Here is an 18,925-nt window from a genome sequence, read left to right as displayed (position 1 = left end):
CCGGAAGGGCCGCCCTGCGCCGAGGGCTGTCGTACCCGCTGCCTAGAGTGCCGTGGACTTCGTTGTGAAAGGTTGCCGATGCCCGACGACACCCCCGCCCTCGACCTGCTGTCGCTGCTGCCGCAGGAGTGGCGTGCCGTGCTCACCCCGCACCTGGACCCGGCCCGGACGGCGGCGCTGGCCGAGTTCGTCGCCCACGAGTACGCCACCCAGACCGTCTTTCCGCCGCTGGACGATCTCTTCTCGGCCTACCGGCTGTGCGGTCCGCAGCAGTGCCGGGTGCTGATCCTCGGCCAGGACCCCTACCACAAGGCGGGGCAGGCGCACGGGTTGAGCTTCAGCGTCCGCGAGGGGGTGTCCGTGCCGCCGTCGTTGCGCAACGTCTTCAAGGAGCTGAGCGAGGACCTCGGTGTGCCCAAGCCGCGCAGCGGCAACCTGGACGGCTGGGCGGCGCAGGGTGTGCTGCTGCTCAACGCGGTGCTCACCGTCCGGCAGGCCAGCCCCGGTTCGCACGCGAACAGGGGGTGGGAGGAGTTCACCGACGCGACGATCCGGGCCCTGGACGCCCGGGACGAGCCGGTGGTCTTCCTGCTCTGGGGCGGCTACGCCCGCAAGAAGGCCGCCCTGGTCACCAACACCCGGCACGTCGTGCTGGAGGCCGGCCACCCGAGCCCGATGAACCCGCGCGGCTTCCTCGGCAGCCGCCCGTTCAGCGCCACCAACAAGGCCCTCGCCGACGCGGGTGCGCCCCCGATCGACTGGGAGCGCACGGCCGGCTGACCCGCCCACCCCGCCGCCCGCCCACCCGGCCCGCCATACCGGTCGCCCGGCCCGCCCCTCGCGGCCACCTGGCCCACCGTTCTCGGCTGTCGGCCGCCCGGCTCACCTCCTCGGTCACCGGCCACCTCCCTGGCTCACCTCCTTCGGCCCGCTGCCCAGGGAGGTGGCCGGTGACCGAGGTGTGGGTTGAGTCAGGTGCGGTCGGCGGCTGAGCGTTGGCGGTGTCGGCGCAGCAGGGCGGCGGCCTGCGGGTCGGTCAGCTCCACCATGACCAGCGGGACCACCCGGTAGCCGCGGCCCCCGTGTCGCACCTCGATCGCCTCCGGGAACTCGTCGCACAGTTGGGCACGGATCCCGCCGTACCGGGTCATCCAGTAGTGCTCGCCCGGCTCCTGCGGCTCCAGGTACAGTCCGCCGAACTCCCGCCACCTGGCGTTCCAGCGCTGCCCGTAGGCGGCTTCCAGCCAGGCCGTGAACCGGGCGGAGTCGCGCCACCGGACGGCGATCTCGACCGCGTCGACCGGTACCGGCGCGCCCTGGAGCAGTGCGGCGGTGCCGCCGGTGACCAGGTGGGGCAGATCGCCCAGCCGCTCCAACATCCGGTCCAGCCCCAGTTCGTCGATCCGCTCGTCGAGCGACCGTGCGGCAAGGGCGTCCATCCGGGCGTCGAGGTGGCTGTCGAGCGGCTCGGCGGTAACGGCGAGTTGTTGGCCGAGGGCGGCGAAGAGACGCTCCACCAACGGGAGGGCCGGCACCCGTTCCCCGCGCTCGATGCGGGCCACCGCGCTCTGACTCGTCCCGGCTCGATCCGCCAGTTGCTGCTGGGTGAGCGCGGCGGCATGGCGTTCCCGGCGCAGCAGGGCGGCGATCTCTGTGGTGAGGCGACCACTCTCAGGCATCCCAGCATGATGAGGTGATGGCGGTAACCGTTATGCCTGTGCGTCATAAAAATGACGGAGAGGCATAACGGTTACCACGGACTACTACACCCCGCGCCGGCCCACCCCACCGTCTGCACCCCGTTCCGGCCCACCCCCACCGTCCTGCGTCCTGCGGCCGGCCCCTCCCGACGACCGGCTCCGGCGATGGCGGCACCGGCGTTGCCCGACCGGGGGTGGGGCGGGCGTGGGCGTGGCTGGCGGGCGGGGTGTGGGCGGGCGGCGCGGGCGGACGGCTAGGCTGGCTTACCGTGCTCGTACTGGTGGTGGACTCCTCGACCCCCGCGGTCACCGCGGCGCTGGTCGAGGTCACGGCGGACGGCGTCGCGCTGCGGGCGTACCGGTGCACGATCGATGCCCGGGCCCACGGTGAGCTACTCGCCCCGCAGGTCGAGGCGGTGCTCACCGACGTCGACGCGCGACCGGGTGACCTCGGCGCGATCGTCGCTGGGCTCGGCCCCGGTCCCTTCACCGGGCTGCGGGTCGGCCTGGTCACCGCCGCCACCATGGGCCAGGTGCTCGGCATCCCCACGTACGGCGTCTGCTCGCTCGACGGCATCGCCCACCCCACCACCCCGACCACCACGGCGGATGCGTCGCCCGGCCACGCCGTGTCCGGTAAGGCCGAAGCCAGCAGCGCCACGGCCGGGCCGGCCGGAACCGGCGACGCCACGGGCGGGCAGGCCACAGCCGGCGACGCCACGGCCGGACAGGCCACAGCCGGCGACGCCACGGGCGGACAGGTCGGAACAGGCGGGGCGACGGTCGGCGACGCGGCGGCGGGGGAGCGGCGGGTGCTGGTCGCCGCCGACGCCCGGCGCAAGGAGGTCTACTGGGCGGTCTACGACGGCGACGGCCAGCGGATCGTCGGGCCGGAGGTGGACGCCCCGGCGGTCGCCGCCGCCCGGGCCCGGGAGTTGGCCGTGACCGTCGCGGCCGGCGACGGTGCCCACCGCTACGCCGACGTGCTCGGCCTGCCGCTGTGCGCCGAACCCCGCTACCCCGACGCCGTCGCGCTGGTGACCCTGGCCGCCGAACGGATCCGGGCGGGTGCCCCCGGCGAGACGCTCACCCCGTTGTATCTGCGCCGCCCGGACGCGGTCGCGGCGACCAGCCGCAAGTCGGTGCTGCCGTGACGGTACGCATCGACCGGTTCCGCTGGTGGCACGTCGCCGAGGTGCTGCCGATCGAGGAGGACCTGTTCGGTGCCGAGCAGTGGTCGCCGGCGATGTTCTGGAACGAGTTGGCCAGCGGCCACTACTACCGGGTCGCCCTGGACACGGACGGGTCGTTGCTGGGCTACGCGGGTCTGACCGTCGACCCGGACGGCGAGTCGTGGGTGCAGAACATCGCGGTCCGCCGGGACGCCCAGCGGCGCGGGATCGGCCGGGCGCTGCTGGTGGACCTGCTCGCCGAGGCGGCCCGGCGCGGGATCGGCAGCGTCCTGCTGGAGGTGGCCGTCGACAACGCCCCCGCCCAGCGGCTCTACGCGACGTACGGGTTCGAGCCGATCGGCGTACGGCGGGGCTACTACCAACCGAGCAACACCGACGCGCTGGTCATGCGGCGTGACGCGGAACCGGCCGCAGACGGGACGGACCATGGCTGACGAACCGCTGATCCTCGGCATCGAGACCTCCTGCGACGAGACCGGGGTGGGCATCGTGCGCGGGCACACCCTGCTCGCCGACGCGCTCGCCTCCAGTGTGGACGAACACGCCCGGTTCGGTGGGGTGGTGCCCGAGGTGGCCAGCCGGGCACACCTGGAGGCCATCGTGCCGACCATGGACCGGGCGCTGCGCGAGGCGGGGGTGACCATCGCCGACATCGACGCGATCGCGGTCACCTCCGGGCCCGGCCTGGCCGGTGCCCTGCTGGTCGGGGTGGCCGCCGCCAAGGGTTACGCGTTGGCCGCCGAGAAACCGGTGTACGGGGTGAACCACCTGGCCGCGCACGTCGCCGTGGACACCCTGGAGCACGGCCCGCTGCCCGCGCCGGCGATCGCGATGCTGGTCTCCGGTGGGCACTCCTCGCTGCTGCTCGTCGACGACCTGGCCCGGGGGGTGACCCCGCTGGGCGCGACCATCGACGACGCGGCCGGGGAGGCGTTCGACAAGGTGGCCCGGCTGCTCGGCCTGCCCTTCCCGGGTGGCCCGTACATCGACCGGGAGGCGCGGTCCGGCGACCCGGCGTCGATCGCCTTCCCTCGCGGCCTCACCGCCGCCAAGGATCTCGCCGCCCACCGGTACGACTTCTCCTTCTCGGGACTGAAGACGGCGGTGGCCCGCTGGGTGGAGGGCCGGCGGCGCTCCGGTGAGCCGGTGCCGGTGGCCGACGTGGCCGCGTCGTTCCAGGAGGCGGTCTGCGACGTGCTCACCGGCAAGGCCCTCGCCGCGTGCCGGGCACACGGGGTGGACACTTTGGTCATCGGCGGGGGAGTGGCGGCGAACTCACGGCTGCGGTCGATGGCCGAGCAGCGGGCGCAGCGGTACGGCATCCGGGTCCGGGTGCCCCGGCCGGGGTTGTGTACCGACAACGGGGCGATGGTCGCCGCACTCGGGTCGCACCTGGTGGCCGCCGGGGTACGCCCGAGCCGGCTGGACCTGCCCGCCGACTCGGCGTTGCCCCTGACCACGGTCAGCGTGTGACGGGAGGGGCGACGTGATCGTACGGATGTGGGAGGCGCGGGCCGAGTCGTACGGCTTCGCCGACCTGATCACCTGGGTGTGCGAGACGGCGCTGCCGGAGTTCGAGCACGATCCGCTGCACCTGTCCAGTGAGGTCTTCTCGTCCACCGACCACCGGGTGGTGGTCATCTCGAAGTGGCGCAGCAACCCCCGCGCGTTGCCTGATCCGCCGGCCACCCTGGTCGCCCGTCCCCCGCACTCGTGGGATTTCACCCAGGTCGACCGCTGACCGACCGCCCCCAACCCGGTGCGCCCGGACAGCCGGCCGTCCCCAACCCGGTGCGCCCGGAAGTCGGCCACCCCGGCCGGAAAATCGGCCGCCCCGGCCCGGACAGCCCGACGGCCCGCCGGCGGTGGTGCCGCCTGCGGGCCGTCGGGTCAGGTGCGTGGGGTCAGCTGCGGCGGGTGATCCGCCAGGTGGCGTAGCCGCCCGCGCCGAGCGCGAGCAGGAAGACCGCCCAGACGACGGTGGTGCTGATCGCGACCGACGGGCCGGCGGCCCCGGCCTGGGCGGCGGCGACCAGCGAGTCCTGCTGCGCGGCCGGGATCGCGGCCGGCGGCATCTGCTGCCAGCGGACCAGGCCGGTGCTCTCCAGCATGGCCATGTGGTCGTTGACGAACTTGTTGGCCTCGTCGGCGAGCTTGCGGACGGTGTTGTCCCGGGTGCTGGCCCGGACCGCGCCGATCACCGGGAAGATCTTGCCGTGGGCCACCCGGAGCCGGGTGACGAAGATCTGGTCGAACTGAGCACCGGAGGCGTTCTGCATTTCGGTCAGCCACCCCTTCTGCTCGGTGGTGGGGTCGCTCGGCAGCGTCGCGCCCAGCTTGTTGGCGGCCTGCACCACCAGTTCGTCGAGGACGCCGTGCTGCCGGGCGATCTCCGCGCCGACTTCCCGTACCCGCGCGGACTGGCCCTTGTCGGCGGCCATCGTGCCGGCCGGCATCTCCCACAGGCCGGCCAGTCGAACGCCGTTGAGCAGCGCCACGTCGGCGGCGTTCATCTGGACGCCGGGAGCGGCGACGGCCATGCCGGGTAGCACGACCAGCCCGGCCAGGAAGGTGACGACCAACACCGCCACCCGGTGGGTCCGGTGCCCTCGCCGACGACGTACGGAATCCAGCGATGCCATGCTGCGGTGCCTCCTCGATCCGGGCCGACCTGTCCTGCCGGGCAGCGACCTGCCGGCTGCCCGTCCGTCCACTGGTACGGACTGTCGGGCCGATCAGTTCACCGGGTGGCGCACGAGTCGGGAGGTATCCGTTCAGGCGGCGTCGAGCGGGTCGGCGAGGAGCCGTTCGAAGGCCAGCTCGGCCGCGCCGATCAGGGCCGCGTCGTCACCGAGTTTGGGGGTACGCAGCCGGACGTGTTCCAGGCAGGCGGGCAGCCCGGTCTCGTTGAGCCGGCTGCGGACCTGGGCTGCGGCGGCGAGGTAGAGGTCCCGCATGGTGCCACCGAAGATGACCATCTCGGGGTTGAAGATGTTGACCAGGTTCGCCACGCCGAAGCCGAGCCAGTCACCGGCGTGCCGTACGGCGGTCTGGGCGCGGGCGTCACCCCGGTCGGCGGCGTCGAACACGGCCAGCAGCGCGTCGCGGCCCCGGGCCTCGGAGCGGCCGGCGGCCCGCAGCAGCCCGTACTCGCCGATCTGGGTCTCCCAGCAGCCCCGTGAGCCGCACTCGCAGGGCGTGCCGTCGCGTACCACGACCATGTGTCCGACCTCGCCGCCGTAGCCACCGTGGCCGGTCAGCCGGCGGCCTCCGGCGATGATGCCGGCACCGACGCCGACGTCCCCGTAGAGGTAGATGACGTTGTCGCAGCCGGCGGCGACACCCCGGGCGTGTTCGGCGAAGGCGGCGACGTCGGCCACGTTGCCGACCGTGACCGGCAACTCCACGCCCACCTCGGCGGCGAGCGCCGCGCCGATCGGCTCGTCCACCCACCCGGTGGTGGGGCCGAGCCGGACCAGCCCGTCGGCCTTGCGGACCATGCCGCAGACGGCGACCCCGGCGCCGACGCAGACCGACCCGGGTGCCACCCGTTCCCGCATCTGCTTGAGCGCGCCGGCCAGCATCGGGGCGGTCTCCGCGGCGTCCAGGTCACGCGGCCGGTCCAGCTCACGGCGGTCGAGCACCTCGCCGCCGAGACCGACCCGCGCGGCCCGCAGCCGGTCCACCTCGATCGAGTACGCGTACGCGTAGACCCGGGCCGACTCGGGCCGGACGACCAGTGAGGGTCGTCCGGCCCGGCCGGTCTCCTTGGGCGTGCCCTCGCTGACCAGCCCGGCGCCGGCCAGGTCGGAGGTGAGCGCGCCGATGGTGCTGCGGTTGAGGCCGAGGGCGGTGGTGAGTTCCGCGCGGGAGGTGGCGCCGTGCACGTGGACGTGCCGGAGCAGGGCCCCGAGGTTCTGCCGCCGGATCTCGTCCTGGCTCGGTCCTACCCGCATCGTTGGTGGCACCCCATGTCCCGCCGGTGGCGTACGCGGATCAGCGGGTGCCGGAGGCGGAGGCGCGGCGGCGCGACAGCGCGTCCACGCTGGCCGCGAGGAGCAGCACCACGCCGGTGACGACGTACTTCACCCCGGCGCTGTAGCCCATCAGGCCCATGCCGTTGTCGATGACGGCGACCACCGCGCCACCGAGCACGGCGTCGAGGACCCGGCCCTTGCCGCCGAAGAGGCTGGTGCCGCCGATCACCGCTGCGCCGACAGCGTAGAGCAGCACGTTGCTGCCGCCGGTGTTCGGGTCCACCGAGTTGGCCCGGCTGGCCGCGACGATGCCGCCGATGGCCGCCATGGACGAGCAGATCACGAAGACCGAGATGCGGATCTTGTCGACGTTGATGCCGGCCCGGCGGGCGGCCTCCTTGTTGCCGCCGACGGCGTAGACGTGCCGGCCGTAGCTGGTGCGCTGGAGCACGAAGGTCCAGACGATCAGCAGCACCGCGATGACCGGCACCACGATCGGTACGCCCTTGAGCGAGTTGATCAGGACGTTGCGGCTGCGTTCCTGGTTGAGGATGTAGACCGCGATGCCGAGGATCAGGGTCAGCCCGCCGATGCGGGCGAGCACCACCGCCATCGGGTCGGTGGTCAGGCCCCGGGACAGCCGCTTGCGGTGGCGCAGCAGTTGCACGGCCGCGTACCCGCCGATGGCGATGGCGGCCAGCGCCCAGCCGAGGGTGGGCGGCAGGTTGCGGTTGGCGATCGCCACCAGCACCTCGTCGTTGACCGAGATGTTGGCGCCCCCGCTGATCAGCATCAGCACGATGCCCTGGAAGGCGAGGAAGCCGGCCAGGGTGACCACGAAGGACGGGATGCCGATCTTGGCGACCAGGAAGCCGAGCACGGTGCCGATGACCACGCCGGTGAGGATCGCGGCGAGCACCGCCACGTACCAGGGGTAGCCGGCCTTGGTGGCGACGTTGGCCAGGACGGCCGCGCAGACCCCGCTGGCGAAGCCGGCCGAGAGGTCGATCTCGCCGAGCAGCAGGACGAAGACCAGCCCCATGGCGATCAGGGTGACCGCCGCGCCCTGGGTGAACAGGTTGGCGAAGTTGCCGGCGGTGAGGAACGACGGCCGCATGACCGAGAAGACCGTGCAGAGCACGATCAGCCCGAGTACGGCGGGCAGCGCGCCGATGTCGCCGCCGCGTACCCGGCCCCAGTAGCCGCGGAGGTGGCTGCCGACGGTAGGCGGTGGCGTGACCGCCGCCGGGCCTTCCTTGCGCACGGCGGTGGTGGTCATCGAACGCCTCCTGCAGTGGTGTCGGCGGGTCCTGCGCCGTTGCCGGCGGTGACCGGCTCGCCGGTCAGACCGAGATTGCCGGAACGACCGGCGGTGATCAACTCGACGACCTGTGAGTGGGTGATGTCGGTGGTCTTCACCTGGGCGACCATCTGGCCGAGGTAGAGCGCGGCGACCCGGTCGGACACGGCGAAGACGTCGTTCATGTTGTGTGAGATCAGCACCACGGCCAGCCCGTTGTCGGCCAACCGGCGGACCAGTTCGAGCACCTGGGCGGTCTGGGCGACGCCCAGCGCGGCGGTCGGCTCGTCGAGGATGACCAGTTTGCTGTTCCAGAGCACCGCCTTGGCGATGGCGACGGTCTGCCGCTGCCCGCCGGAGAGGCTGGAGACGTGCTGGCGCAGCGACTTCACGGTCCGTACGGAGAGCCCGGCCAGGGTTTCCGCGGCCATCTGCTCCATGGTCGGCTCGTCGAGCACCAGCCCGCTGTGCTTCTCCCGGCCGAGGAACATGTTCTGCACGATGTCGAGGTTGTCGCAGAGCGCGAGGTCCTGGTAGACGACCTCGATGCCGAGCGTGGCGGCGTCGCGGGGGCTGTTGATGCTCACCGGTCGGCCGTCGAAGAGGAACTCACCGGCGTCGGCCGGGTAGATGCCGCTGATGCACTTGACCAGCGTGGACTTGCCGGCGCCGTTGTCGCCGACCAGTGCGGTCACCTCTCCGGCGTGGGCGGCGAGGGCGACGTCGCGCAGGACCTGGACGGGACCGAAGCTCTTGTCGATCCCGCGCAGTTCCAGCAGGGGGGTCGCGGACACGGGGGTCTCCTTCGTACGGAGGGAAGATCTCGGGACCCGTCCGGCGGCGAGCGCCGCCCGGCACGAGGTTCCGTGCCGGGCGGCGTCGCGTCGGCGGGGTACGACGCTCGTCGTACGGGTCAGCTGATGCCGTTGGCGGTGCAGAGCGCGGCGTACGCGCCGGTGCAGAGCTTGGCCTTGTCGACGTAGCCGTCGGCCACGACGTCCTTGACGGTCGACTTGTCGATCGCCTTCGGCTCCAGCAGCACGGACGGGACGTCCCGGCCGCTCTCCGGGTCCTTGACGGTCTGCCCGGTCTCCTTGCGCTCGCCCTTCGCCACGGCGATGGCCAGCTCGGCGGCCGCGTCGGCCTCCTTCTTGACGGCCTTGTAGACGGTCATGCACTGGTCACCGGCGAGGATGTTCTGCAGGCCGGTCACGTCGGCGTCCTGGCCGGTCACCGGGACCTTGCCGTTGAGCTTGTTCTTCTTGAGCACCGAGATGGCCGCGTTGCCGAGGCCGTCGTTGGCGGAGAGCACGCCGTCGATCTTGCCGCCGGTCTGGGTGAGCATCTGCTCGAAGATGGTGGCACCCTGCGCCGGGTCCCAGTCCGGGACGGCCTGGTCGGGGCCCTTGGTGTATTCCTTCGACTCGAACTTCGGCTTGAGCACCGAGTCGTAGCCGTTCTTGAACAGGGTGGCGTTGTTGTCGGTCGGCGAGCCGTTGAGGTAGGCGACCGTCGGGTTCTTGACGCCCTTCTCGGTCAGGCACTTGGCCAGGCCCTCGCCCTGGAGCTTGCCGACGGCCTCGTTGTCGAAGCTGACGTAGTACTGGGCGGAGCCGCCCAGGGTGAGCCGGTCGTAGTCGATCGTCGCGACGCCCTGCGACTTCGCCTTGTCCAGCACGGCCTTGCCGGTGCCGGAGTCCAGGTTGACGATCATCAGGGTGGTGACGCCACCGGTGATCATCTGGTCGGCGATGGTCTGGAAGGCGTTCTTGTCGTTCTGCGCGTTCTGGATGTCCGACTCGACGCCGGCCTTGTCGAACGCCTCCTTGAGGAACCGGCGGTCGGCCGTCTCCCAGCGGGCGGAGGACTTGCTGTCCGGCAGGATCACGCCGATCTTCGGCTTCTTGGCGGCGCTGCCGCCGGTGTCGTTGCTGCTGGAGTCGTCGCCACAGGCGGCCATGCTGCCGGTGGCGAGCAGGCCGACGGCGGCGAAGGTGAGGAAGCCCTTGCGCATGTCTGCACGGGTCCTTTCGAGGGTGGGGGAAGGAGTGGTCGGTGTTTTGTTGTGTCCGGCAACGTATTCCCGCTCACATCTCGGGCGCAAGACTGCCGAGGTCAGAAGTTTGTTGGCGGCGGTAACAATTCAGCAACGCGGTTGTCACCCGCAGGACACCCGTCCCGCAATCACGCTGCGTGTCCGGTCTGCGACCGCCCTGCCGGGGCTGGTCAGCGGGTGGCGATCCGCGCGGTACCGGCCCCGGTGAGGGCGACCAGGTCGGTCGGGGCGAGCTGGAGCTGCAGACCCCGACGACCCGCCGAGACATAGACGGTCTCGTGGTCCAGCGCGGAGACGTCCACCACCGTCGGCAACCGTCGCCGTTGACCGAGCGGACTGATCCCGCCCCGCACGTACCCGGTGCTCCGCTCGGCGACGGCCCGGTCGGCCAACGTGGCCCGTTTGCCACCGACCGCCGCCGACAGCGCCTTGAGGTCCAGCTCGCCGGTGACCGGGACGACCGCCACCGTCAGCGCCCCGTCCACCTCGGCGACGAGGGTCTTGAACACCCGCTGCGGTGGCACCCCGAGCGCCGCCGCGACCAGCGCGCCGTAGTGGGGCGCATCCGGGGAGACGTCGTACGGATGGATGCTGTGGGTGATCTTCTGCCTGGTCAGCAGCGCTGTCGCCGCGGTGGACCGTCCCGCCATGCGGTCACGCTAGCCCGGCCCGGCCCCGTCCGCGACCGGTCGACCGACCAGCACCGTCGGTGCCCCGGCCACCCGGGTCAGCACCAGGCTGGCCGGGTTCTCTCCGGCCAGCCGCAGGTCCCGGCGCAGCTGTTCGGGCACCAGCGCCGAGCCCCGCTTGAGGATCTCGACCCGGCCGACCCGGCGCTCCCGCAGCAGTGCGCGCAGCCGCTTCAGCGAGAACGGCAGCACGTCGACGATCTCCAGGCACCGGCCGAACGGGGTCGGCCGCGGGGCGTCGGCGTAGAGGTAGGCGATGCTCGGATCGGCAAGCGTCGCGTCGAGCGTGCCGGCCAGCTCCGCGACCAGGTGCGCCCGGACCACCGCCGGGTCCGGGTCGTACAGGTAGCGCCGCACCGGTCCGACCGTGGCCTCGGCCGCACCGGTGCCGGTCAACTGGTGGGCGGCGACCGGATCGCGGTCGGCGGTACGGCAGGTGGGAGAACCGTCTGCCGGGCGCTGCCGGTCGGCGGTCCCCGCCCTCAGCACGGTCGCCCGGCGGGGCACCTCGGCGAGCGGGCCGCCCCAGAGGGCCGCCTCGACCAGGTCCCCGTCGACGCTGACCCACTCCGCCTCGGCCCCGGCCGGGATCAACGCGTGGTCGACGCCGGGGGCCACCTTCACCACCGTGTGCGGCACCCTGCCGGCCAGCCCGGTGACGAAGTCCCACGGCGGCGAGTAGGCGTTCGGGTCGAAGATCCGTCGTCCGGTGCCGGCCCGCCGTCGGGCCGGATCACAGAAGACCGCGTCGACCCGGGTCACGTCGAACGCCGTCGCGTCGCCGCACTCGACGGTGAACCGCCCGGCCAGGCCGGCCGCCTCGGCGTTCGCGGCGGCGAGCGCGGCGGTGACCGGGTCGGCCTCCACCCCGTACACCCGGATGCCGGCGCGGGCGGCGGCGAGCGCGTCGGCGCCGAGGCCGCAGCCCAGGTCGGCGAGGGTGCGCACCCCGGCGGCGGCGAGCCGCCCGGCCCGCCGGTCGGCGACGACCCGACGGGTGGCCTGCTCCAGGCCGGGGCGGGTGAGGAACATCCCGGCCGCCTCGGGGCCGAACTTGCCGACCGCCCGGCGACGCAGCTCGGCCTGGGTCAGCGCGGCGGCGGCCAGCCCGGGGGCACCCCACGCGACCGCAGCGCCGCCGCCGCGACCAGCGGGTCGCCGCCGGCCACCTCGGTCGCCGCGGCGAGCACGACCGACCCCTCGGGGGTACGCAGCGCGGCGAACTGGTCGAGATCCACGCCCTCATTGTCCGGCCCGGCCGGCGGGCCGACTCGGTCGGGCCGGTGTCGCGGCCTCCGGGCGGTGTCCGCACCGCCGGATCGCCGCCGTCGGGTCGGGCACCGCCCGGTCGACACGAAGGGCGGCGGATTGGCACTCTCCTTGACGGAGTGCTAGCCGAGGAATAACCTGCGATTAGCACTCTCACCCTGAGGGTGCCAGCGTCCGGGCCACCTGGTCCGGGTGCTGAACGCCAGGCGGACCGGCACCCGCGACGACGGCCCCGCCCGGTGGCATGTGGCAGATTGACGCTGGTCGGACTCTCGGCCGGCAACGAAACCAAGTACCCCAGGAGGGTATGCCCGTGACTACCGCGACCAAGGTTGCGATCAAGCCGCTCGAGGACCGCATCGTGGTCCAGGCGAACGAGGCTGAGACCACCACGGCGTCGGGCATCGTGATCCCCGACACCGCCAAGGAGAAGCCGCAGGAGGGCACCGTCCTCGCCGTCGGCCCGGGCCGGATCGACGACAAGGGCAACCGCGTGCCGCTCGACGTCAAGGTCGGCGACACCGTTCTCTACTCGAAGTACGGCGGCACCGAGATCAAGTACGCCGGCGAGGAGTACCTGGTGCTCTCCGCCCGCGACGTTCTCGCGGTCATCGAGAAGTAACCAACCGATTCCAGTGTCGTCGCCCCGGTCCGGCTCGCCGGGCCGGGGCGACGACGCTTCGAAGGGACATTCATGGCGAAGATCCTGAGCTTCTCGGACGACGCCCGACACCTGCTGGAGCACGGTGTCAACGCCCTCGCGGACACGGTCAAGGTCACCCTCGGCCCGCGCGGGCGCAACGTCGTCCTGGACAAGAAATTCGGTGCGCCGACGATCACCAACGATGGTGTGACCATCGCCAAGGAGATCGAGCTCACCAACCCGTACGAGAACCTCGGCGCGCAGCTGGTCAAGGAGGTGGCGACGAAGACCAACGACGTCGCCGGCGACGGGACCACCACCGCGACCGTGCTGGCCCAGGCGATGGTGCGCGAGGGCCTGCGCAACGTGACCGCCGGGGCCAACCCGGCCGGCCTCAAGCGGGGCGTCGACGCGGCGGCCGCCAAGGTCTCCGAGGCGCTGCTCGGCCGGGCCGTCGAGGTGGCCGACAAGGAGTCGATCGCGCACGTGGCGACGATCTCCGCGCAGGACGCCACCATCGGCGAGCTGATCGCCGAGGCGATGGAGCGGGTCGGCCGCGACGGTGTCATCACCGTCGAGGAGGGCTCCACCCTCACCACCGAGCTGGAGGTGACCGAGGGTCTCCAGTTCGACAAGGGCTTCATCTCGCCCAACTTCGTCACCGACTCCGAGTCGCAGGAGTCGGTGCTGGACGACCCGTACATCCTCATCACCACGCAGAAGATCTCGGCGATCGAGGAGCTGCTGCCGCTGCTGGAGAAGGTCCTCCAGAACAGCAAGCCGCTGCTGATCGTCGCCGAGGACGTCGACGGCCAGGCGCTGTCGACCCTGGTGGTCAACGCGATCCGCAAGACCATCAAGGTCTGCGCGGTCAAGGCCCCGGGCTTCGGCGACCGTCGCAAGGCGATGCTGCAGGACATGGCGATCCTGACCGGCGCCGAGCTGGTCGCCCCGGAGCTGGGCTACCGCCTCGACCAGGTCGGCCTGGAGGCGCTCGGCACCGCCCGGCGCGTCGTGGTCGACAAGGAGAACACCACCGTCATCGACGGCGGCGGCCAGTCCGCCGAGGTCGCCGACCGGGTCGCCCAGATCCGCAAGGAGATCGAGGCGTCCGACTCCGACTGGGACCGGGAGAAGCTGGCCGAGCGGCTGGCGAAGCTCTCCGGTGGCATCGCGGTCATCAAGGCGGGCGCGGCGACCGAGGTCGAGATGAAGGAGCGCAAGCACCGCATCGAGGACGCGATCGCCGCGACCAAGGCCGCGGTCGAGGAGGGTACGGTTCCCGGCGGCGGCGCCGCGCTGGCCCAGATCCGTTCGGTGCTCGACGACGACCTCGGCCTGACCGGTGACGAGAAGGTCGGTGTCTCGATCGTGCGCAAGTCGCTGGTCGAGCCGCTGCGCTGGATCGCCCAGAACGCCGGCCACGACGGTTACGTGGTGGTCGAGAAGGTCGCCGGCAAGGAGTGGGGCCACGGCCTCGACGCCGCCAAGGGCGAGTACGTCGACCTGGTCAAGTCCGGCATCATCGACCCGGTGAAGGTGACCCGTAACGCGGTCACCAACGCCGCCTCGATCGCCGGTCTGCTGCTGACCACCGAGAGCCTCGTGGTGGAGAAGCCGGAGCAGCCGGAGCCGGCCGCCGCCGGTGGGCACGGCCACGGCCACGGTCACGGCCACCAGCACGGCCCGGGTTTCTGACCCGGTAGTACGCCTGTTCAGGGCGCACCGTCGTACCTCGGCGGTGCGCCCTGACGCGTCCGGGGCCGGCTGCTTACGGATCGGTGACGTGGTTGGCGGCCGGCCCGGTCGATCGACGACACTGGCCGGATGAGCACCACCCCCCGCGGCTTCGCCGCACTGGCCGGGGTCACCGCCGCCGTGGTGGCCATCGGTGTCGCCGAGCCGGTCGCCGTCCTCACCGGCCCACGTTCCGCCCCGCTGATCGCGGTCGGCGGGGTGGTGGTCGACACGGTCCCCGAGCCGCTCAAGCAGTTCGCCATCGACGTCTTCGGCCGGTACGACAAGATCGCCCTGCTGGTGGGTACGGCGGTGCTGCTGGCGGCGTTCGCCGCCGGGATCGGTGTGCTCGCCGCGCGCCGGCTGGCCGTGGGGCTGTTGGGCATCACGGTGTTCGCCGGTCTCGGTGCCGCCGCCGCGCTCACCCGGGCCGGCGCGGACGCTGCCGACACCCTTCCGGCCCTGCTCGGCGGAGGGCTGGGTGCGCTGGTGCTCTGGGCGTTCGTGGCCGGCCCGTGGCAGCTCGACCCCTGGCCCTGGCAGCCACCCACCGCGCTGCCATCCACCGCCCTGCCAGCCACTGCGGCGGCTCACCCCGCGCCGGCTCCTTCCGGTGAGCCGGCTCCGTCCGTCGGGCCGTCCCCGGCGGCGGAGGTGTCCCCGTCCCCGGCCGCAGGGGGGCCCGCAGCCGTCGGGTCGTCCGCCACGTCGATGGGCGAGCCGACCCCGGGGCCTGCGGCGGAGCGGTCCGTCGGGTCGGGCGGTCCCCCGGCCGCCGGGCCACCGGCCGGCTGGGAACCGTTGGAGTCGACCGACCCCGAGTCCCGGCGGCGGTTCCTGCGGGGGGCCGGCCTGCTGGCGGGCGCGGCGACCGTGGTGGGGCTGGGCGGGCATTGGCTCGCCGGGCGGCGGGGGGTCTCGGCGGCCCGGGAGGCGGTCGCGTTGCCCACCCCGTCGGCGGCGGCGCCTACGGTGCCGGCCGGCGCGGACCTGTCGCTGGCCCAGCTCGCCCCCTACACCACGCCGAACGGTGGCTTCTACCGGATCGACACGGCGCTGGTGGTGCCGCAGGTCGATCCGGAGACCTGGCGGTTGCGCATCCATGGCCGGGTACGCAAGCCGATCGAGCTGACCTTCGCCGAGCTGCTCGCCCGCCCGATGGTGGAGCGCTACGTCACCCTCGCCTGCGTCTCCAACGAGGTGGGCGGGGACCTGATCGGCAACGCCCGCTGGCTGGGCGTCCCGATCAGGGAACTGCTCGACGAGGCGGAACCGGAGGAGGGGGCCGACCAGGTGGTCGGCCGCTCGGTCGACGGCTGGACCTGCGGTACCCCGACGGCGGTGCTGCGCGACGGCCGGGACGCCCTGCTGGCGGTGGGGATGAACGGCGAGCCGCTGCCCGTCGAGCACGGGTTCCCGGTGCGGATGGTGGTGCCGGGCCTCTACGGGTACGTGTCGGCCTGCAAGTGGGTCACCGAGTTGGAGTTGACCAGCTTCGCCGACTTCGACGCGTACTGGGTGCCACGTGGCTGGTCGGCGCAGGGGCCGGTGAAGACCCAGTCGAGGATCGACACCCCCCGCCCGCGCAACCGGCTGACCGCCGGTGAGGTGGTGGTGGCCGGGGTGGCCTGGGCGCAGCACCGGGGGATCGCCCGGGTCGAGGTACGGGTGGACGGCGGCGCGTGGCAGGAGGCGACCCTCGCCCCGGCGGTGTCGGTGGACACCTGGGTGCAGTGGTCGTGGCGGTGGCCGGCGACCCCGGGTGAGCACACCGTCCAGGTGCGGGCGACCGACCGGGACGGCGAGACCCAGACCCCGCTGGCCGCCCCGGTGGCCCCGGACGGCGCCACCGGTTGGCACAGTGTCACAGTCACCGTCCGCTGATTCCGCACCACCTCTCGGTCATCAGCCATGATCGATATGTTGATTACTGGAAAATCCTCCGCGGTGTCGAGGGTTGAGGCTGTGGGAGCGCTCCCGTAACATCCCTGATGCGACTGTTAACGTTCACCTAACAACGACCACCACCAATGTGCACGTTCCGTCCCGTCAGGAGGGTGTTTTATGTCCAGATCCAGATCGGCCAATGTCGGCCTGATCTCGGCCGGTGTCGCGTTGCTGGCGTCGGCATCGATCGTCACCGCGTTGCCCGCAGGCGCGGCGGCGGCGGGATGCTCGGTGAACTACGCCGTCTCCTCGGAGTGGGGTGGCGGCTTCGGGGCCAACGTCGCCATCACCAACCTGGGTGACGCGCTGAGCAGTTGGACGCTGACCTGGTCCTTCGCCTCCGGGCAGTCGGTGACCCAGGCGTGGAACGCGACCGTGACGCAGAGCGGCTCGGCGGTGACCGCCAAGAACGTCAGCTACAACGGCGCGATCCCGACCAACGGCTCGGTGTCGTTCGGTTTCAACGGCGCGTGGACGTCCAGCAACCCCGTCCCGACGAGCTTCGCGCTCAACGGGGTGGCCTGCAACGGTGGCCCGAACCCGACCACCCCGCCGCCGACCACCCCGCCCCCGACGACCCCGCCGCCGACCACGCCGCCCCCCACGACCCCGCCGCCGACCACGCCTCCGCCGACCACCCCGCCGCCGGGCAACTGCTCCCTGCCGACGTCCTACCGCTGGTCGTCGACCGGCCCGCTGGCGCAGCCGAAGTCCGGCTGGGCGTCACTCAAGGACTTCACCATCGCCCCCTACCAGGGCAAGCAGTTGGTGTACGCCACCACCCACAGCAGCAGCGCCACCGGCGGCTGGGGTTCGATGAACTTCGGCCTGGTCGACAACCTCAACCAGCTCGGCTCGGCCAGCCAGAACACCATGAGCCAGAGCACCGTCGCGCCGTCGCTGTTCTACTTCGCGCCGAAGAACATCTGGATCCTCGCCCACCAGTGGGGCCCGACGTCGTTCTCGTACCGCACGTCGACCAACCCGGCCAACGCCAACGGCTGGTCGGCCGCGCAGACCCTGTCGACCGCGAAGATCACCGACTCCGGCACCGGCGTGATCGACCAGACGATCATCGGCGACGACCAGAACATGTACCTGTTCTTCGCCGGTGACAACGGCAAGATCTACCGCCAGATCATGCCGATCGGGAACTTCCCGGGCAGCTTCGGCTCCAGCTACACGACGATCATGAGCGACACCTCGGAGAACATCTTCGAGGCACCGCAGGTCTACAAGGTCGCGGGCCGCAACCAGTACCTGATGATCATCGAGGCCAGGACCAGCTCCTGGGAGCGCTACTTCCGCTCGTTCACGGCGACCAGCCTGAGCGGCACCTGGACGCCGAACGCGACGACCTACAACAACCCGTTCGCAGGCAAGACCAACAGCGGTGCCACCTGGACCAACGACATCAGTCACGGTGAACTGCTGCGCACCAGCGCGGACCAGACGAACACGATCGACCCGTGCAACCTGCAGCTGCTGTACCAGGGCCGCGCCACGAACTCGGGCGGTGACTACGGCCTCCTGCCGTACCGGCCGGGTCTGCTGACCCTGCAGCGCTGACGGTGTGATGCAGGTGGGACCCCGCTGTTCCTGACTCCCGCGACCGGCGGCGTACGCCGCACCGGGTGAGCCGTAGGACGGCTCGGAGCGGGATCGGGTGGAATGAGGGGCGGGTCCGGCGATGCCGGGCCCGCCCCGCTCTTCGTGCATGTCGGCCGGCCCGGCGTCGGGACCAGGGGCCGGGGAAACGACGAGGCCGCGCTCCGGAGATCGGAGTGCGGCCTCGTCGAGGTGTGGGGTCGGTCAGGCGATCTTGTGCTGGGCCGGTACGGCGGTCTTGTGCGGAGCGCCGAGGCGGGCCTCCATCCGGGCGATGTCCACCCGGGTCTGCCGGCGGTCGGCCAGGTCCTCCCAGCCGAGGGCGAGCAGCCGCAGCCGCTCCGACTCGCTGAGCCCACCCCAGACGCCGTACGGTTCGCGGACCGCCAGGGCGTGCGCCGCGCACTCGGCGCGTACCGGGCAGGCCTGGCAGACGGACTTGGCGCCGGACTCCCGGCGCAGCCGCGAAGAACCGCGCTCGCCGTCCGGGTGGAAGAACTGGGCGCTGTCGCGGCCCCGGCAGGCACCGAGACGCTGCCAGTCCCACAGGTCGACGATGGGTCCGGGCAGTCTGCGTACGTTCGACATCAGCACCCCTCCTCCCGCGCGGCACCGCGGAGATCCTCGTTGAACCGGTGTCCGGGCTGTGGTCCGCGCTGCGTACCGCCTTCCGGCCTGGAGCATCGGTACCCGAACCCGCGTCGACTCACACGTGATGAGATCGAAAACCCGAGCCGGCTGCGGCCTATGACCCAAATGTCGGAAAAGTTCGGAGGATTGCCCGGAACCTCCTCCCCGGTGGACCC

Annotated in this window: 19 protein-coding genes; 9 read left to right on the top strand and 10 right to left on the bottom strand. The window is 72.0% G+C overall.

Going from position 1 to position 18,925, the window contains the following annotated elements:
• The first annotated feature begins 78 nt into the window (after positions 1-78).
• The gene (gene ung / locus ACQP2H_RS26885) at positions 79-780 is read left to right on the top strand and encodes a uracil-DNA glycosylase (protein WP_219464703.1); all 702 of its coding nucleotides are present in this window, start codon (positions 79-81) and stop codon (positions 778-780) included.
• A gap of 191 nt (positions 781-971) precedes the next feature.
• Here the strand turns inward: ung and ACQP2H_RS26880 are convergent, their stop codons facing one another.
• Complete coding sequence (locus tag ACQP2H_RS26880) at positions 972-1,679, bottom strand: helix-turn-helix domain-containing protein (RefSeq protein WP_357535250.1); 708 nt, start codon at positions 1,677-1,679, stop codon at positions 972-974.
• Between the two features lie 290 nt (positions 1,680-1,969).
• Between ACQP2H_RS26880 and tsaB the strand changes: the two genes are divergently transcribed.
• The 4 genes from tsaB to ACQP2H_RS26860 are packed head-to-tail and all read left to right on the top strand — an operon-like array spanning position 1,970 to position 4,634.
• Positions 1,970-2,854 carry a tRNA (adenosine(37)-N6)-threonylcarbamoyltransferase complex dimerization subunit type 1 TsaB gene (gene tsaB, locus ACQP2H_RS26875; RefSeq protein ID WP_363819031.1) on the top strand — a complete coding sequence of 295 codons (885 nt, stop codon included), beginning with the start codon at positions 1,970-1,972 and terminating at the stop codon, positions 2,852-2,854.
• A complete protein-coding gene (rimI, locus tag ACQP2H_RS26870; RefSeq protein WP_219464699.1) occupies positions 2,851-3,327 on the top strand; it encodes a ribosomal protein S18-alanine N-acetyltransferase in 477 nt (158 codons plus the stop codon). The genes tsaB and rimI overlap by 4 nt, the downstream gene beginning before the upstream one ends.
• The gene (tsaD, locus tag ACQP2H_RS26865; RefSeq protein WP_208567944.1) at positions 3,320-4,366 is read left to right on the top strand and encodes a tRNA (adenosine(37)-N6)-threonylcarbamoyltransferase complex transferase subunit TsaD; all 1,047 of its coding nucleotides are present in this window, start codon (positions 3,320-3,322) and stop codon (positions 4,364-4,366) included. The genes rimI and tsaD overlap by 8 nt, the downstream gene beginning before the upstream one ends.
• A 13-nt stretch (positions 4,367-4,379) precedes the next feature.
• Complete coding sequence (locus ACQP2H_RS26860; protein WP_208567945.1) at positions 4,380-4,634, top strand: hypothetical protein; 255 nt, start codon at positions 4,380-4,382, stop codon at positions 4,632-4,634.
• 163 nt (positions 4,635-4,797) lie between these two features.
• On the opposite strand, the gene ACQP2H_RS26855 is transcribed toward ACQP2H_RS26860, so the two are convergent.
• The 8 genes from ACQP2H_RS26855 to ACQP2H_RS26820 all read right to left on the bottom strand — a co-directional run bounded on the left by ACQP2H_RS26855 (position 4,798) and on the right by ACQP2H_RS26820 (position 12,153).
• On the bottom strand, positions 4,798-5,535 hold the full coding sequence (locus ACQP2H_RS26855) for a DUF4142 domain-containing protein (RefSeq protein ID WP_219464697.1): 738 nt from the start codon (positions 5,533-5,535) through the stop codon (positions 4,798-4,800).
• 132 nt (positions 5,536-5,667) lie between these two features.
• A complete protein-coding gene (locus ACQP2H_RS26850; protein ID WP_219464696.1) occupies positions 5,668-6,849 on the bottom strand; it encodes an ROK family protein in 1,182 nt (393 codons plus the stop codon).
• Between the two features lie 40 nt (positions 6,850-6,889).
• Positions 6,890-8,149, bottom strand: a complete 1,260-nt coding sequence (locus tag ACQP2H_RS26845; protein ID WP_208567948.1) for a sugar ABC transporter permease — start codon at positions 8,147-8,149, stop codon at positions 6,890-6,892.
• Positions 8,146-8,964 (bottom strand): ATP-binding cassette domain-containing protein, encoded by an 819-nt coding sequence (locus ACQP2H_RS26840; protein WP_208567949.1) that lies wholly within the window; start codon positions 8,962-8,964, stop codon positions 8,146-8,148. Before ACQP2H_RS26840 ends, ACQP2H_RS26845 begins: the two co-directional genes overlap by 4 nt.
• Positions 8,965-9,083: 119 nt before the next feature.
• The gene (locus ACQP2H_RS26835; protein WP_219464695.1) at positions 9,084-10,184 is read right to left on the bottom strand and encodes a sugar ABC transporter substrate-binding protein; all 1,101 of its coding nucleotides are present in this window, start codon (positions 10,182-10,184) and stop codon (positions 9,084-9,086) included.
• 212 nt (positions 10,185-10,396) lie between these two features.
• On the bottom strand, positions 10,397-10,876 hold the full coding sequence (gene ybaK, locus ACQP2H_RS26830; protein WP_363819024.1) for a Cys-tRNA(Pro) deacylase: 480 nt from the start codon (positions 10,874-10,876) through the stop codon (positions 10,397-10,399).
• A 9-nt stretch (positions 10,877-10,885) separates the two neighbouring features.
• Entirely contained in the window at positions 10,886-11,947 is a 1,062-nt protein-coding gene (locus tag ACQP2H_RS26825; protein ID WP_433229341.1) for a THUMP-like domain-containing protein, read from the bottom strand.
• A 56-nt stretch (positions 11,948-12,003) separates the two neighbouring features.
• A complete protein-coding gene (locus ACQP2H_RS26820) occupies positions 12,004-12,153 on the bottom strand; it encodes a hypothetical protein (protein WP_433229340.1) in 150 nt (49 codons plus the stop codon).
• Positions 12,154-12,491: 338 nt separating this feature from the next.
• Between ACQP2H_RS26820 and groES the strand changes: the two genes are divergently transcribed.
• The 4 genes from groES (at position 12,492) to ACQP2H_RS26800 (ending at position 18,080) form a co-directional block, all read left to right on the top strand.
• The gene (groES, locus tag ACQP2H_RS26815; protein WP_084261531.1) at positions 12,492-12,806 is read left to right on the top strand and encodes a co-chaperone GroES; all 315 of its coding nucleotides are present in this window, start codon (positions 12,492-12,494) and stop codon (positions 12,804-12,806) included.
• Positions 12,807-12,878: 72 nt separating this feature from the next.
• Complete coding sequence (gene groL, locus ACQP2H_RS26810) at positions 12,879-14,525, top strand: chaperonin GroEL (protein WP_208567953.1); 1,647 nt, start codon at positions 12,879-12,881, stop codon at positions 14,523-14,525.
• A 129-nt stretch (positions 14,526-14,654) separates the two neighbouring features.
• A complete protein-coding gene (locus ACQP2H_RS26805) occupies positions 14,655-16,448 on the top strand; it encodes a molybdopterin-dependent oxidoreductase (protein ID WP_433229338.1) in 1,794 nt (597 codons plus the stop codon).
• Positions 16,449-16,628: 180 nt separating this feature from the next.
• Positions 16,629-18,080, top strand: a complete 1,452-nt coding sequence (locus tag ACQP2H_RS26800; RefSeq protein WP_357535242.1) for a non-reducing end alpha-L-arabinofuranosidase family hydrolase — start codon at positions 16,629-16,631, stop codon at positions 18,078-18,080.
• Positions 18,081-18,323: 243 nt separating this feature from the next.
• Here ACQP2H_RS26800 and ACQP2H_RS26795 read toward each other — a convergent pair whose 3' ends face one another.
• Entirely contained in the window at positions 18,324-18,707 is a 384-nt protein-coding gene (locus tag ACQP2H_RS26795; protein WP_208567956.1) for a WhiB family transcriptional regulator, read from the bottom strand.
• Between the last annotated feature and the right edge of the window lie 218 nt (positions 18,708-18,925).

This window comes from Micromonospora sp. CA-248260 (genome assembly GCF_050942205.1).
Classification (GTDB): domain Bacteria; phylum Actinomycetota; class Actinomycetes; order Mycobacteriales; family Micromonosporaceae; genus Micromonospora; species Micromonospora antibiotica.
This window is presented reverse-complemented; position numbering and strand designations above follow the sequence as displayed.

What these genes read in the sequence shown, in the direction of transcription:
- ung (WP_219464703.1), top strand. Translation starts at nt 79, where the DNA reads ATGCCCGACGACACCCCCGCCCTCGACCTGCTGTCGCTGCTGCCGCAG.
- ACQP2H_RS26835 (WP_219464695.1), bottom strand. Translation starts at nt 10,184, where the DNA reads ATGCGCAAGGGCTTCCTCACCTTCGCCGCCGTCGGCCTGCTCGCCACC.
- ybaK (WP_363819024.1), bottom strand. Translation starts at nt 10,876, where the DNA reads ATGGCGGGACGGTCCACCGCGGCGACAGCGCTGCTGACCAGGCAGAAG.
- ACQP2H_RS26795 (WP_208567956.1), bottom strand. Translation starts at nt 18,707, where the DNA reads ATGTCGAACGTACGCAGACTGCCCGGACCCATCGTCGACCTGTGGGAC.
- groES (WP_084261531.1), top strand. Translation starts at nt 12,492, where the DNA reads ATGCCCGTGACTACCGCGACCAAGGTTGCGATCAAGCCGCTCGAGGAC.
- groL (WP_208567953.1), top strand. Translation starts at nt 12,879, where the DNA reads ATGGCGAAGATCCTGAGCTTCTCGGACGACGCCCGACACCTGCTGGAG.
- ACQP2H_RS26845 (WP_208567948.1), bottom strand. Translation starts at nt 8,149, where the DNA reads ATGACCACCACCGCCGTGCGCAAGGAAGGCCCGGCGGCGGTCACGCCA.
- tsaD (WP_208567944.1), top strand. Translation starts at nt 3,320, where the DNA reads ATGGCTGACGAACCGCTGATCCTCGGCATCGAGACCTCCTGCGACGAG.
- ACQP2H_RS26855 (WP_219464697.1), bottom strand. Translation starts at nt 5,535, where the DNA reads ATGGCATCGCTGGATTCCGTACGTCGTCGGCGAGGGCACCGGACCCAC.
- ACQP2H_RS26800 (WP_357535242.1), top strand. Translation starts at nt 16,629, where the DNA reads ATGTCCAGATCCAGATCGGCCAATGTCGGCCTGATCTCGGCCGGTGTC.
- ACQP2H_RS26880 (WP_357535250.1), bottom strand. Translation starts at nt 1,679, where the DNA reads ATGCCTGAGAGTGGTCGCCTCACCACAGAGATCGCCGCCCTGCTGCGC.
- ACQP2H_RS26825 (WP_433229341.1), bottom strand. Translation starts at nt 11,947, where the DNA reads ATGTTCCTCACCCGCCCCGGCCTGGAGCAGGCCACCCGTCGGGTCGTC.
- ACQP2H_RS26850 (WP_219464696.1), bottom strand. Translation starts at nt 6,849, where the DNA reads ATGCGGGTAGGACCGAGCCAGGACGAGATCCGGCGGCAGAACCTCGGG.
- ACQP2H_RS26805 (WP_433229338.1), top strand. Translation starts at nt 14,655, where the DNA reads ATGAGCACCACCCCCCGCGGCTTCGCCGCACTGGCCGGGGTCACCGCC.